Source organism: Labrys methylaminiphilus subsp. lupini, assembly GCF_051161885.1.
Classification (GTDB): domain Bacteria; phylum Pseudomonadota; class Alphaproteobacteria; order Rhizobiales; family Labraceae; genus Labrys.
The window spans coordinates 3,950,957-3,964,919 of the sequence record NZ_JBMDIH010000001.1; the positions used below are offsets into that span (position 1 = coordinate 3,950,957).

14 protein-coding genes are annotated in these 13,963 nt (G+C 65.3%); 2 read left to right on the plus strand and 12 right to left on the minus strand.

Annotation, left to right across the window (positions count from 1 at the left end; translation table 11 throughout):
• Nucleotides 1-54: 54 nt before the first annotated feature.
• Genes ACN6KF_RS18670 through ACN6KF_RS18705 form a run of 8 tightly spaced genes read right to left on the minus strand, consistent with a single transcriptional unit; the run spans nt 55 to nt 6,693 of the window.
• The gene (locus tag ACN6KF_RS18670) at nt 55-1,287 is read right to left on the minus strand and encodes a glycosyltransferase family 2 protein (RefSeq protein ID WP_434958283.1); all 1,233 of its coding nucleotides are present in this window, start codon (nt 1,285-1,287) and stop codon (nt 55-57) included.
• Nucleotides 1,287-2,423, minus strand: coding sequence for a glycosyltransferase (locus tag ACN6KF_RS18675; RefSeq protein WP_434958284.1), 1,137 nt, complete (start codon nt 2,421-2,423; stop codon nt 1,287-1,289). The genes ACN6KF_RS18670 and ACN6KF_RS18675 overlap by 1 nt, the downstream gene beginning before the upstream one ends.
• The gene (locus tag ACN6KF_RS18680; protein ID WP_434958285.1) at nt 2,420-3,217 is read right to left on the minus strand and encodes an SDR family NAD(P)-dependent oxidoreductase; all 798 of its coding nucleotides are present in this window, start codon (nt 3,215-3,217) and stop codon (nt 2,420-2,422) included. The genes ACN6KF_RS18675 and ACN6KF_RS18680 overlap by 4 nt, the downstream gene beginning before the upstream one ends.
• A complete protein-coding gene (locus ACN6KF_RS18685; RefSeq protein WP_434958286.1) occupies nt 3,214-3,612 on the minus strand; it encodes a MaoC family dehydratase in 399 nt (132 codons plus the stop codon). The genes ACN6KF_RS18680 and ACN6KF_RS18685 overlap by 4 nt, the downstream gene beginning before the upstream one ends.
• A complete protein-coding gene (locus ACN6KF_RS18690; protein ID WP_434958287.1) occupies nt 3,609-4,028 on the minus strand; it encodes a hypothetical protein in 420 nt (139 codons plus the stop codon). Before ACN6KF_RS18690 ends, ACN6KF_RS18685 begins: the two co-directional genes overlap by 4 nt.
• Entirely contained in the window at nt 4,025-5,236 is a 1,212-nt protein-coding gene (locus ACN6KF_RS18695) for a beta-ketoacyl-[acyl-carrier-protein] synthase family protein (protein WP_434958288.1), read from the minus strand. The genes ACN6KF_RS18690 and ACN6KF_RS18695 overlap by 4 nt, the downstream gene beginning before the upstream one ends.
• A 1-nt stretch (nt 5,237) precedes the next feature.
• Nucleotides 5,238-5,522, minus strand: coding sequence for an acyl carrier protein (locus ACN6KF_RS18700; protein WP_434958289.1), 285 nt, complete (start codon nt 5,520-5,522; stop codon nt 5,238-5,240).
• A 19-nt stretch (nt 5,523-5,541) separates the two neighbouring features.
• A complete protein-coding gene (locus ACN6KF_RS18705; protein ID WP_434958290.1) occupies nt 5,542-6,693 on the minus strand; it encodes a hypothetical protein in 1,152 nt (383 codons plus the stop codon).
• Nucleotides 6,694-6,819: 126 nt separating this feature from the next.
• Between ACN6KF_RS18705 and ACN6KF_RS18710 the strand changes: the two genes are divergently transcribed.
• A complete protein-coding gene (locus tag ACN6KF_RS18710; RefSeq protein WP_434958291.1) occupies nt 6,820-7,632 on the plus strand; it encodes an ABC transporter permease in 813 nt (270 codons plus the stop codon).
• On the plus strand, nt 7,616-8,422 hold the full coding sequence (locus tag ACN6KF_RS18715; RefSeq protein WP_434958292.1) for an ABC transporter ATP-binding protein: 807 nt from the start codon (nt 7,616-7,618) through the stop codon (nt 8,420-8,422). The genes ACN6KF_RS18710 and ACN6KF_RS18715 overlap by 17 nt, the downstream gene beginning before the upstream one ends.
• Before the next feature lie 11 nt (nt 8,423-8,433).
• Here the strand turns inward: ACN6KF_RS18715 and ACN6KF_RS18720 are convergent, their stop codons facing one another.
• The 4 genes from ACN6KF_RS18720 to ACN6KF_RS18735 form a co-directional block, all read right to left on the minus strand.
• Nucleotides 8,434-8,982 (minus strand): sterol desaturase family protein, encoded by a 549-nt coding sequence (locus tag ACN6KF_RS18720; RefSeq protein ID WP_434958293.1) that lies wholly within the window; start codon nt 8,980-8,982, stop codon nt 8,434-8,436.
• Nucleotides 8,983-9,221: 239 nt separating this feature from the next.
• Complete coding sequence (locus tag ACN6KF_RS18725) at nt 9,222-10,916, minus strand: ABC transporter ATP-binding protein/permease (protein WP_434958294.1); 1,695 nt, start codon at nt 10,914-10,916, stop codon at nt 9,222-9,224.
• Nucleotides 10,917-10,930: 14 nt separating this feature from the next.
• The gene (locus ACN6KF_RS18730; protein ID WP_434958295.1) at nt 10,931-11,662 is read right to left on the minus strand and encodes a ChuX/HutX family heme-like substrate-binding protein; all 732 of its coding nucleotides are present in this window, start codon (nt 11,660-11,662) and stop codon (nt 10,931-10,933) included.
• A gap of 9 nt (nt 11,663-11,671) precedes the next feature.
• Entirely contained in the window at nt 11,672-13,963 is a 2,292-nt protein-coding gene (locus tag ACN6KF_RS18735) for a TonB-dependent hemoglobin/transferrin/lactoferrin family receptor (protein ID WP_434958296.1), read from the minus strand.

Here is a 13,963-nt window from a genome sequence, read left to right on the forward strand (position 1 = left end):
GCTTGCCGGCAGGCAAGGCGGGTCCGAAGACCCACCGCCCGTCCCTGTCGCCTGTCACCGGTCACCGCGCTTGGGCGTGCGCACGAAATCATGCCGCCTCGTGAAGGGAGCGGCGATCACGCTTGCCGAATTGGCCATCGCCAGAAAGACGAGCAGGACCGGAATTGCGATCAGGGTTGCCCCGTAGCGGATGATACCACCTCGGCGCAAGCGTAGAAATGGCGGCAAGGTAATGAGAACAGCGCTGGTCACGGCATAAATCGCGACCGCCATCGCCAGAAGGGCATGTCCGCCGCCAAAACCGCGCAGCAGGCCGTCAAGTACAAAGGCGGCCGCCGCCAGCACGAAACAGGGCAGGCCAAGCTGCAGGCCGAGCAGCAGGCTGGTGCCAAGCTTGGCGGCAAGGTTCCAGTCCGAGCGCCAGACCAGCGGCAGTCCCTTGCGCGCGACCTGGATGAAGCCACTCGACCAACGCGCCTGCTGCACGCGCCAGCTGGCGAGGTCGGCAGGCGCCTCGCAGGTCAGCGGAGCCTCCAACATGAGCTGGCCGTGCCAGCCGGCGACATAGGTCCGCACGGTCAGGTCCAGGTCCTCGGCGAGCGTGTCGGCGGACCAGCCGCCGGCCGCATCGATGGCGGCGCGGCGCCAGATCGCGCCGGTGCCGTTGAACTGGAACATGTCACCGCCGGCCTGCCTTCCCGCCTGCTCGGCAAGGAAATGCGCATCGACTGAAAATTGCTGGCCCGAGGTCATCCAGTTCTGGTCGCGATTGCCAAATTCGAAGCGGAACTGCACGAAGGCGGCACGCGCATCGGCCGCCAGCACCGCTGCCGCCTGCCGCAGCCATTGGCGCGGCGCCCTGAAATCGGCATCGAGGATGGCAATCAAGGGTGCATCGCAGCGCCGCATGCCTTCGGCGAGAGCGCCGGCCTTGAAGCCGTCCCGGCTTACCCGCCTGACCTGCTGCACCACCGGGCCTCCCGGCGGCAGGCTGGCAATGGCGGCGGCGGCAAGGGCCGCCGTCTCATCGGTGGAATCATCGAGGAGCTGGATGGTCAGCCGGTCGGCCGGCCAGTCCAGCGCCAGGGCCGAGGCCAAGGCTCCCTCGACGGAGCCGGCCTCGTTGTAGAGCGGGATCTGCAGGAGGATATGCGGAGGCTCGCCGTCCGATCGCATCGGGGGCGGCCGGTAGCGGCGCGCGCGCCCGGCAAGGCGCAGATGCTGGCCGAGCAGGACGACAAGGAAAAGGCCGGCGGCCAGGCCGATGGCATCGATCACCAGGAGCATCAGCGCCGCCCCGCCAGCGCGATCGTGGCCGAGCCCCAGGCGAGGCGGCGTGCCAGCAGCGCGTTCAGCCAGAGCGCCGGCATGATCGCCTCCCTGAGGAGCACGGCGAACGGCATGGCCGGGGAGAGCGGCCAGCCCTTGCGCCAGGCGAGCGCACATTCGGCTGTGGGCCAGAGGAAGATAGACAGCACCAGCAAGGGTATGGCGGGCAGGCCGAGGAAAGCGGCGACGGCGAGCGCCGCGAGGCAGGCGGCAGGCAGGCCTGTCAAGGGCTCGGCTGCGAAGGCCAAGGGTTCTTCCAAGCGCCGGCAGATCGCCCAACGCAGATGCCTCTGCCAGATCTCGCCAGGCTGACGAGCGCCGAGGTCCTGATCGACAGTGGCGCTGGCGAAGACCGGACGCAGGCCCCGGCCCTTCAGAAGCTTTGCCAGAGCATGGTCGTCGGCCACCGCGTCGAGGATCGCCGAGAGGCCGCCGGCGGCCTGAAGATCGCCGCGCCGCAGCAGCATGGCCGCGCCGATGCCGGCCCCGCCCCCGAGCGCAGAGAGCGCCAGCAGGAGCCTCCCGCCATAGGTATTGACGAGGCTGGCCTCCAGCAGGGCCGCGAAATTGGCGGGCCTTCGCGCCACCGGCACGGCGCAGACCAGCCCGACGCCCGAAGCCAGACTTGCCGTCATCGCGGCAAGAGCGCCCGGCGGCAGAATGGTGGCGGCGTCCTTGATCAACAGGAGATCATGAACAGCCGCTTCGACCGATTCGACGAGATTGGCGATCTTCGGATTGGCATCGGGGATGGGCGTGGTGAAGAGGAGCGAGGCGCGTGCTCGTTTCATCCCCTCCCCCTCCATGGGAGGGTGGGACGCGGCATCTTCTGCCTGCCTGCAGCTCACCGAGAACAGGATTTCGAGGCCGGGATAATCCAGGTCGAGAAGCTTGCGGTTCGCCTCGCTCCTCGTTTCCTCGATGCGCCGGAGAGGCACCAGCACGGAGATGGGGCCGCGTTCGCCGGCGACGGCCCGGCGTGCCACGAGTGCCGGCTGGAGCAAGGCGAGCAGTGTAGAGCCGAGCAGCACGGAGACGAGGGCGACCCACCACAGGCCGGCCAGGGAGCCGACCAAGCCAGCAAGCACCGTCATGATCCCGCGCGCTCCCGCTCCCGCGTCAACGGCACATCGACGCCGGGGCGATCGAGCAACCAGTCGCCGAAACGGGCGGGCAACAAAGTGAGCAGACGCAATCCCGCATAGAGGATGAAGGGGAAAGCGATCACCGGCTTGCGGCGATCGAGGCCGCTGCGGATGATCCGGGCTGCCCGCGCGGCGGTGACCTTGAGCGGCTGCGGCGCGACCAGCTCGGCGTTGAGCGGCGTGGTGACGAAGCCCGGCGCGATCAGGCTGACCGTGATGCCTTCCCGTCGAAGTGCCGGTCGGATGCCCTCGGCATAGGCATGAACCGCGGCCTTGGCCATGGAATAGGCCGGCGAGGAGGGAAAGCCGCGCAGCCCGGCAAGCGAGCCGACCAAAGCGACATGGCCGCGGCGACGGCGGCGCATGGCCTCGAGGGCCGGCTCGATGGTGTTGACCGCCCCCATCAGATCGACGGCGAGAACGGCCCGCATCGCCTCGCCCGGGTCGAGCGGCCTTTGCGCGCTGGTGCCCGAGACGATGCCGGCGCAGGCGATGGCGAGATCGATCGGCGTTTCACCATCCCGGGCCGCGATCCAGGCGGCGAGTGCCTTGCGGTCGCGGACGTCGAGGCTGATGGCGACGACCGTGGCTCCGCGCGCCCGGCAGAGTTCAGTGATATCAGCCAGCCTCGCCTCGTCGCGGCCTACGAGAAGAAGGCAGCGATCAGGTGCGGCATATTCAAGTGCCAGGGCCCTGCCGATACCGCTGCTGGCGCCGGTGATCAGCACGGTCTGGCGGTTCATGGCCGACCCTCCATCGCGCACGATAGAGTCGCTTCCGCTAGGCAGGCGACCACGCCATCGCCTGTCTTGACGAAGAGACGCAGCACAGCCGGCTCTCCGTCTTCGCGACGCTTGACCGTCCGCCCGGAAATCTCGACTTCAGCACCGACCGGCACAGGTGCCATGAAGCGGGTCGACAGGCCGGTGATAACGGCCTCAGGCAGGAAACGCCGCACCGCTTCGTGCAGATAGGCGACCAGCAACATGCCATGTACGGGTGCGGCCTCAAGCCCGATGGTGCGGGCGATGGCCGCGCTGACATGCAGGGGATTGGTGTCGCCTGAGGCACGGGCGAACGCCTCGACCTCGCTTGGGCCGATCGGGCCTATGACGATAGGCGGGATCGAATTGCTCATTGCGCCTGCTCAGGTTGGAACAACCGATAGGTCGCGGCAAAATCGGCAATGACCTCGCCATCCGCTCCTTCGATATGCGCTTCGATCTGCACATCATCGGGCGCGGAGGCATCCGCCCGTCGCGTAATCACGAAACGGATCTCCTGGCCAATCAGCAAGGCGCGATAATAGCTGAAGCGCTGGGCTATCAGCACGGGAATGAGATGCTCTTCGCCGGCAAGATCGTCGAAGGCGGCCTTGGCGGCCGGATGCCACAACCAGATCGCCGGGAAGGTCGCGGGAACCTCGTCACCGTCGCCCGCCAATCCTTGGCTCATCGTGCCATCGATGGCGGTCGCCTTGCGGTAGCGCCGCACGGCCTCCGCCTCGACCCGGGCCGCAATGGGGCCGATGCGTAGAGGCGGCAGCGCGCTCATGCCTGCCCGACGATCAGCACCGCATTGATGCCGCCGAATGCGAAGGAGTTCGTCATGGCATGGCGCATCGTCACCGCCCTCTTCTGATCCGGAACGCAATCAAGATCACATCGAGGATCGGGCGTTGTCCAGTTGAGGGTCGGCGGCGCCACGCCTTCGCGCAGGGCCATCACTGTAATGGCGAGCTCGATGGCGCCGGCCGCACCGAGGGCGTGGCCATGCACCGGCTTGGTGGAGGAGACGGGCAGATGGGGTAGTCTTTCGCCGAAGATCGCGGCGAGCGCAGCCGCCTCGGTGGCGTCATTGGCGAGCGTGCCGGTGCCGTGGGCGTTGACATAGTCGATCGCCTCCGGCTCCAGCCCGGCATCCTGCAGGGCCTGGCGCATGGCGGAAGCCGCGCCGCCGGCGTCCGGGCGCACGATGTCGCCGGCATCGCTGGAGGTGCCATAGCCGCAGAGCTCGGCCAGCGGTGCCGCACCCCTGGCCCGGGCACTCTCCTCGCTCTCCAGCACGAAGATGGCGGCGCCCTCCCCGAGCACCATGCCGTTGCGGTCCTTGGAGAAGGGACGGCAGGCATTGGGCGAGAGCACGCGCAGGGCTTCCCAGCCCTTCATGCCGGAGGCGGTGATGCAGGCCTCGGCACCGCCGACAATGGCGCGGTCGACGATGCCGGCCCGGATGAAATGGGCGCCGAGGCCGATGGCCTGCGTACCGGAGGCGCAAGCGCTGGCGACGGCAAAGGATGGGCCGCGCGCGCCATGGCGCGCGCTCAATTGCGAAGCGGCGCCATTGGGCATCAGGCGCGGCACGCTCCAGGGATCGAGGCGCTGGCCAGTGACATAGGCATTGTGAATGCCGATCTCGATGGTTTCCCCGCCGCCAACGCCGGTGCCGACGATGGTGGCGGTGCGCTCGCCCTGCCGGTCGGCGCGGGCAAAGCCGGCCTGCGCCAAGGCTTCGTCACCGGCGACGATGGCGAGCTGTGTGAAGCGGTCGCAGAAGGCCAGCACGTCGGGCTCGATATGGACAGCCGGGTCGAAACCGCGCAACTGGCCGGCGATGCGGATATTGTGGCGCAGCTCCCGCGCCACTTCGAGCGGCCCGATGGCGCTCTGTCCCTCGCGCGCGGCCTGCCACAGCGCCGGAACCCCGAGTCCCGCCGCCGTCGCTGCTCCCATGCCGGTGATGTAGACGCGCTTTCTGCTCAAATCAGGACTTTTCACTGGCGATACGGGCCAGCACGCCGTCGATGAAGGATTTGAGATCCTTGGCTTCGGCGATCGAGCCATCCATCGGAATATAGACGTCGAATTTTTCTTCCACCGCCGTGAGGATCATCACGATATCGATGGATTTGAGGCCGAGCGTCTCGAAGGTTGCGTCGGGCGTGACCTTCTCGCGATCGACCATGCCCTCGGATATGATCAGGTTGACGACCTCGTCATAGACACGCTGCGGATTGGACAGGATGTTATCTTGGGTATCGGTCGACATCTTCTTCCTGGACACGTCCTTAGGCGTAATGGGACTGAATCGATGTCTCAAATACACCGAAACGGCGTGTTGACCGAGCCCCGAGCCATTCAACTACGCTCGTCATGGCATAGTTGTCGTCAAGAATCCAACCGCATTCCAAATCTTGCACACCGGTGATGGCAGCACGGCGCATCAATTCATCCACCAGGATCAGCGCGACGCTGGCACCGGAGACCGAGCCGACCAGCCGTGGCGCCACGCCGAACAGCACGGCGCGGCCGCCGGTGAAGCGCCGGGTCAGGCCGCGCCAGGCCAGTTTCAGCCAGCCGGCGGGGGACGGCGAGCCCCCGAGATCGCCCGCGATCTCGAAGACATTGGGCAGGAACAGGGCAAAGCCCAACAATTCCCCTTTCCGTTCGACGAAGACGCCATAATCGGCCTTCAGAAGGGGTCTGAAGGCCTTGATCATCGCCGTCATCTCCGCTTCGGAAACCGGCACGAAGCCCCAATTGGCAGCCCAGGAACCGTTGAACAGGCAGCGGCCGAGCTCGGCATCCTCGGCCAGCCTGTTCATGCGCATGGCGCGGATATCGAAACCCTTGCGGCGGCGCTCCATGCCGAGCTTTTCGAGCCTGTCGGGAAGATCGCTGCGACGGCGGTCGAAGGCGTAGGAATGCAGTGTCTTCACCAGCGTGAGGCCGGCCGCCTCCAGATGGGCGCGCAGATAGGGCGGATGCCAGGGCATCAGCACCATGGCCGGCGCGGCGAAGCCATCGATCAGCAGGCCGGACTCGGCGTTGATCGACAGCGTGAAGGGGCCGCGCATCACCTTTCTGCCCTTGCCGGCGAGATGGGCAGCTGCAGTCCGGACCAGTTCGACCACCACCTTTTCGTCGTCCACTGCGTCGAGGCAGCCGAAGAAGCCGATGCCCTCATGCTGCGGGCCTGTGGCGAGATGATCGATCTGGGCGGAGATGCGGCCGACAGCCCTGCCCTCCCCATCATAAGCAAGCCAATAGGCCGCCTCCCCATGGGTCCAGAAGGCGCTCTTGCCGGGATCCAGCAACTGGGCGCGGTCGTGGTCGAGCGGAGCGACATAGTCGCTGTAACAGGCATAGATCCGCCGCGGCAGAGCAAGGAACTGCCTGAGCTCGCGCTTGGAGGAGACGGGACGGACGGTGACCGGCATGCCGTCCTTCTGTCAAGTTCGAGCGGGAAAGGCAACGGGCGTGAGAAGAACACGCCAGCCTCAGCCACTGGCATCCGTCGGGCTGCCCCCTTGTTCCACCTCTGTGCTTTGGTTATGGCTCCAATCATGGAGACCCAGCCCTTGCTGCAGCCCTTTGCCGATATCTGGCGCCAACGCGAACTCTTTCGCGCCATCCTGACCCGCGAATTGCAGGTGCGCTTTCGCGGCTCGGTGTTCGGCTGGGCCTGGGCCGTGCTGGCGCCGCTGGTGATGCTGTCGATCTACACGCTGGTCTTCTCCGGCGCGCTCAAGGTCGGCGCCGCCCAGGAAGGCAGCGGGCGCTTCAGCTATGCCTTCTCGATCTTCGTCGGCCTGGTGGTGTTCAATTTCTTCGCCGAGATCGCCTATCGCTCCCCTCTCTTGCTGGCCGAGCACAAGCACATCATCCGCCGCTCGATCTTCCCGCCCCAGATCCTGGCCTGGATCGCGGTGGCGCGCGGCGGCGTCTATATGCTGATCGCCCTCGGCGTGCTGCTGATCGGGCAGATCCTGATCAACCAGTCGATCCACTGGTCGTGGCTGGCACTGCCGTTCATCCTGGTGCCTCTCTGCCTCTGCCTGCTCGGCATCGTCTGGATCCTCTCCACCATCGGCGCCCTGACCAGCGACCTCAACCATTTGATCATCTCGATCATTCCGGTCGCGATGTTCGCGACCCCGGTGTTCTATGAAGTCTCGAATGTGCCAGAGGGCTGGCGCTGGCTGCTCTATCTCAATCCCCTGACCGGTATCATCGAGATGATGCGCGCCGCCATCCTGCGCGGCACCTGGCCTGATGGCCTGCTCTATCTCGTCTGCCTCGCCGCCTCGTTCGCGGTGTTCTATGCCGGCCGGACCCTGTTCATGCGAAAGAAGACGATCCTTGTCGACATCATCTGAACAGAGGGCCAGCCAAGATCTCGCGCACGAACTCGCGATCGAATGCCGCGACCTCGGCAAGGCCTACCAATTCTATCGCCATCCGATCGACCAGGTGAAGCAGGTGCTTCTCGGCGGCAAGAAGCGCTATTACGATGAGTATTGGGCACTGAAGGAGATCGGCTTCACCATTCCCAAGGGCGCAGCGGTCGGCATCGTCGGTCGCAACGGCTCGGGCAAGTCGACCTTGCTTCAGATCCTCTGTGGCATCACCGCCCCCACCGTCGGCTCGCTCACCGTCAAGGGGCGCATCGCGCCTGTGCTCGCCCTCGGCGCCGCCTTCGACTACGAACTCACAGGCCGCGAAAACTGCTATTTGTCCGGCGCCATTCTCGGCCTCAAGCGGGCTGAGGTCACCGCAAGGCTTGCCGCCATTCAGGAGCTCTGCGGCCTCGGCGATTTCTTCGAACAGCCCGTGAAGCTCTATTCCAGCGGCATGGGCGCGCGCCTGGCCTTCGCCATCTGCGCCCATGCCGATGGGGACGTGCTGATCGTCGACGAAGCCCTCGCCGTGGGGGACGATGCCTTCCGCGAACGCTGCCGGACCTTGATCCGCGCCTTCCGCCAGCGCGGCACCATCCTGTTCGTCTCCCACGACCTCGACCAGGTGATGGATCTGTGCGAGCGCACGATCTGGATCGACCGTGGGCGCCTCAGGGCGGATGGCGATACGCCTGGGGTGATCACCGACTATTGCAAGGCGCTGGCCGAAGAGCCCGACGATCCCAACCGCTTCGCCTTCATGACGTGAAGGCCCCCGAATCAGGCTCGTCGCCGCTGTGGTTCGACATAGGTGGAGAAGATGTGGTCCCAGAACGAGGTGACCACGCCGTAATTGCCTTCCTCGCCGCGATAATGATGCACCATGTGCTGCAGGCGCAGGCGATAGAGCAGGCTGCCCGGCTTCGACGACCAGTGATGCGATGCATGATGCACCAGCATATAGGCGACGTAGCCGAGCAGGATGCCGCTGGTAAAGCCGCCAGCAAAGGCATGGTTGGCGAAATAGAGCGGCAAGTAGAACACCAGGAAGATCACGCCGACACTCAGGAAAGACGGCGCGCCGATCATGCCCTTGGGCTCCTGATGATGCGCATCGTGCATCCGGTCGAAGAACGGCACCGCATGATAGATCCAGCGGTGCACGGCATATTCGACGAAAGTCCAGCCGATGCAGCCCAGCACGAAAGCCATCGCCCAGATGCCCACGGCGGTGGCGTCATGCTGCAGAAGAGTCAAGAGAAGCAGGCCGAGGGCCGCAGCAGGACAGAGTACAAAATCGCCAAAATAGAGAATTTTGTTCAAACGCATGCGCTTCACCGTTCGATGCACTTTGGAAGCTGGAGCATATTTCTCCGCGATTGCGACAGTTTGAGGACAAAATGCTGCGTCCTAGCAGCGCGCTTCGCCCTCTCTCATCGCCGATCGCCAAGAGCAAAGCGCGTTTATGGTTGAACGATTTTTTGCTCCAACCTTCAGTTTCGACGCGTTTTGCAATTCTTGCCAATACCAGCAAATCGCAAAACGCTTTAAGCAAAAATCATGCCTATCTATGATACGACCTCCAATGTGTATGGCTCAAGCTCGATCCGCCGCAGTGGCCCCAGGCCAGCCGGCTCGCGATGCGCCACCACGACGAAGCTCGTATGCGGCAGGGCCGCCCGCAGCGCCGCGAACAATTGCGCCTCTGCGGCGCTGTCGAGGGCGCTGGTCGGCTCGTCCAGCACGGCCCAGTCCGGCCGTGCCAGGATCAGCCGTGCCAGAGCCAGGCGCTGCTGTTCACCGCCGGAAAGGCCGAGGGGCGGCTCGCCATCATCGAGACCCGGCAGTCGATGCTCGAGGCCGACCAGTTGGAGGGCCCCGGCATAGGCTTGCCGAGGCAGCATCCCGGGATCCTGCGGATAGGCCAGGACGGTCCGCAGATCCGCTAGAGGCAGATAGACCGCCTGCGGCAGGAAGGCGATCCTCCGTTCGGCCGGCAGGGTCACCCTTCCCTCGCCATGCGGCCACAGGCCGGCCATCGCCTTGATCAGGGTGCTCTTGCCGATGCCCGACGCCCCGGCCAGCCAGGCATTCTCGCCCCTCTCCAATCTCATATCCGCCAGGATGTTGAGGGCGCGCCCCTCGGGCGTGGCCAAGGCGAGGCCCTGGATGGACAGGTGATCGAGCCCGCTCGTCCTGGTCCGGACGCCTTCGCCGTCCGTGACCCGTCCCAAGGCATCGAGAAAGCCGTCGAGACGGCGGATGGCTGCCGCGAGTTCGGCCAGATTGCGATAGGAGAAGATGAACCAGGACAGGGTGGTGACCACGTTCTGGAAGGCGGAAGCCAGCTTCATCAGCCCGCCCAGCGCGACCTGCCCGGCAAGATAGGCGGGCAAGGCCAGGAAGATCGGGATGCGCAGCACCGTGCTGTGATAGGGCCTGGTGAAGCAGCCCAGGATGAGGTCGCGGTTCATCAGCGCCCGCCAATTGCGCATGATGGCGCCGAAGCGGGCGTCCAGCACGCGCCTTTCGGCGGCCTCGCCCGCCATCAGCGCCACGGCGTCGGAGGATTCGCGCAGGCGCGCGAGCGCGAAGCGGAAATCGGCCTCACGGCTCTGCTGTTGCGCATTGAGCGCCAGCAGAGGACGACCGAGCCAATGGGTGAGCCCGCTGGAGATCAGCACATAGACCGGAGCGGCCCACACCATGTAGCGCGGGATCTCCACCGCCACGCCGAACAGGGTGAAGGCGAGTGGAAAGGAGGACAGCGACCACAGCAGGGCCACATAGGACACCAGCCCCACGATGCTGGTGACGACCTCCAAGCCCTCCTCGGTGAACTTGTCGACGAAGAGGCGGCAATCCTCGGCGATGCGCTGATCGGGGTTATCGGGGGTGGCACCGGCCTGGCGCAGCCTTGCATGGGTCCTGCCGCCAAGCCAGCGGTCGAGCGCGGCCGCGGTCAGCGCGTGGCGCCAGCGGATCTGCACGCTCTTGCGCAGATAGACCGCCGCCAGATACATCGCCGCATTGACGGCGATCAGCAGGCCGAACACGCCGATCTGGTTGACGGCCGCGGCCGCGTCCCGCTTTTCGAGGGCGCCGTAGAACTGGGCATTCCAATCGATCAGCAGCAGGCTGACATAGACGCTGCCCAGATTGAGGCCGAGAACCACCGCGAGCAAAGCAAGGCTCGTGCGCCCACCCGGGCCGGCGACGCACAGGCGCAGCAGCCGCCAGATCTGGCTGAAAATCCGAGGCATGATCCGCCTTTCGCTCAATCGCGACGTGCAAGGACAGCGGCCGGACCGCGCACCGCCAGCCCGATCAATTCGCCTCGCACATTCTCGGCCAGGAGCTCTACTCCATCCGGCCCGGCCCTATCGGCCCGCATTCGCCAACGCCCGACCGCGCCGGCACGCAGATGCAGGTGGAAATCGGGCTGCATGACATTGATGAAGCCCATGGCCGGCTTGACCGCCTCGATATTGCCGGACCAGGCCTGCCTGAGGCCGTCACGGCGCAGTTCGATGGTCACGGGCACACCGGCACAGCGAGCCACCTCGAAGGGAAGCGAGCCTGGATCGTCCTCGGCCAAATCAGCCCGCTCCATCGCTTCGACGGGCTCTGCCGCCTCCGTTGCCATGCCGCGCAGTTCGGCGACGCCGGCGTCGAAAGGCTCCAGCCCGTCGAGGCCGACCAGGCTGAACAGCACGGCCCCATCCTTGCCTTGAAAGTCGAGGCGCGGCAGCACCTTGTCCTTCATGCGGCCGGAGCGGTCGAGAATGACGGCGCCGAGCGCCGCCGTATCGATATCGGCATCGTGGGCCGCTCCCGCCAGGCGCACGGCGAAACCGGAGCGTTCGACCCTGTCGACAGGACCGATGCGTTCATGGGTGGCCCCACCCTGGCTGGTGGTGAGCATCACCCGGCCGAGGCGTCCTGCCGCCTCCAGCACATCGGCGGCATGGTGCAGCAGGCGTTCGCGCTGCAATCGTTGCTGGCTCATGACGGATCCTTAAAAGGTGATGTTGGCGCCGAGCCTGAAGGTGCGGCCGGCGGCTGTCTGCAATTCGAGCGGATTGGAGAAGGCGACGTTCGAACTCGCCGTCCGGCTGTAGGTGGTCGGCATCGGCCAGCGGAAATAGCGCGTATCGGCGATGTTGAGGATGCCGGCCCGCAGCGTGATGTTCTCGGTCGGCTTCCAGCTTCCGAGGAGATCGAACACGGCATAGCCGCCGGGCTTGAAGATGTCGGGGGTGCTGGCACGGCTAACCTTGGAAGCGAAGGTGCCGATCATCTCGACTTCCAGCCCCTGTTCCGGCTTGGTCCAGCGCAGGCTGGCGACGGCCGTGAGGGGGCTGGCGCCGTTGAACGGGGTCCAAGGCGCATCGCGCGTCGTCTTCTGGTTGCCGTGCTGATAGGTGAGGCTGAGGCTCGAACTCCAGTTTTCGGCCCATTGCACCTCGGCGGAGCCTTCGATGCCGGTCAGCCGGACTTTGGCGCGATTGGCCCAGGTATAGTCGACCCCCTCGCCTGAACTGGCCGGGATCTCCACGAAATTCTGGATGAAGTTGGTGTAGTCGGCATGGAAGGCCGACAGGGAGAAATAACCCCAACCATAGCGCCCGCGCAGCCCCGCCTCGAAGGAGCGGACCCGCTCCGGCTTCAGGTTCGGCGCCGGCACGAGATTGCCGTCCGGCTGTCCTGACGAGGAGCCTGTATAGAGCTGCTCGGCATTGGGCATGCGGAAGCCCTCGGCATAGAGGCCGAATACCGAATAGGTCTCGTTGAGCTTGTAGATGATGCCGAGCTTCTTGGTCAGCGCCGATTCCTCGCGCTGCCTGAGCACATAGCCGGCTACCGGCTGATAGTCCGATTTGGGCTTGGGCGTGATCTGGTTCCAGGAATAGCGCAGCGCCGGCGTCACCGTGAGCTTGCCGTCGAACAGGCTGATCTCATCCTGCACGAAGGCATCGAGCCGCTTGGTGTTGGAATCGGCGAAGTTCCAAGTGTAGGGCACGACGGTGGAGCCGGAAACCGGTACGCCGCCTGGGGTGAACACGCGCGTGGTGCGATTGCGGACATAGTCGGTGTAGCCATATTCGCCGTCGAAGCCCCAGACCAGCTTGTGGTCGCTGCGCCCGAGCTTGAAGGACGAATCGATCTGCAGGCCGGCCTGCAGGAAGCGCTGTCCGAACTCGGTGACATTGTCCTGATATTGCTGATTGCCATTGGCGAGGGTGCGGTGTTCGCGGCTGGTGACCTCGCGGCGCTGCGGCGACCAGGTGATGTTCCAGCGTATCTGGTCGGCGAAGGCGTATTCAGGCTTCCACAGACCGTCCAGCGCGATGCGGTAGCGGGTGAGTTCCTGGCTCCCTGTCCAGGAATGGATGAAGGGCAGTTGCGGCGGATTGGGATTGGCGGGCGTGCGCACCGTGGTCGGCCCGCGATTATAGAGGGAGTCGACATCCCTGTTGCGATCGAAGATCTCGCCGGTGAGCTTCAGTTCCAGTGATTCGGTGGGCCGCCAGACGATCTTGGCGAGGAAGTTCTGCCCGAGTTCGTCCAGCGGGTTGAAACTGCCGCAATCGATGGCACCATATTCGACCCAGCGCGGGCAGCCATAGCGCCCGCCATCGGCCCGGGCGCGCGAGAGCTTGGCCTCGCTCGCTTTCTTGACCGAATAGCCCAGCAGGATCTCGAGATTGGGGGAGACGCGCCAAGCGCCGAGGGCAGTGTTCACCAGCGCCTTGTTGTAGCTGTCGAAATTGGTGCTCGCCTCAAATCCCCAATTGCGTCCTTCCTTGATGATGTCGGCTGGGTCTTTGGTGGTGAAGGCGACCAGGCCACCAACCGCATCGGTACCGTAGAGCGCCGAGGCCGGGCCGCGAATGATCTCGACCGACTTGATGAAGGGCAGATCGACAAAGTCGCGCGTGCCGTCGGTGTTGCCGTCGAGGATGCGCGAGCCGTCGACACGCATCTGGATGCGGTTGCCGCCGACGCCGCGAATGGTGAAGCCGCCATTGCCGCCGAAGGGATCCGTGCTCGAACTGTTGCGGCTCACGGTGATGCCCGGCTCGTAGCGCGTGAGGTCGTCGATGTCGCGCACCATATGCGACTTCAACTCCTTGTCCGAAATCACCGTCACCGAGGCCGGCACGTCGAGAAGCTGGCGCTTGGCGCGCTCAGCCACGACGGTAACCGGCTCCAGCATCACAGGCTCGTCATTGCCGGCCTGCTCCGATGTCACCGGCCCGGCCGGTTGGCCTGGCAGCGGCTTGCTCTCCTGTGCATGCGCGGCCAT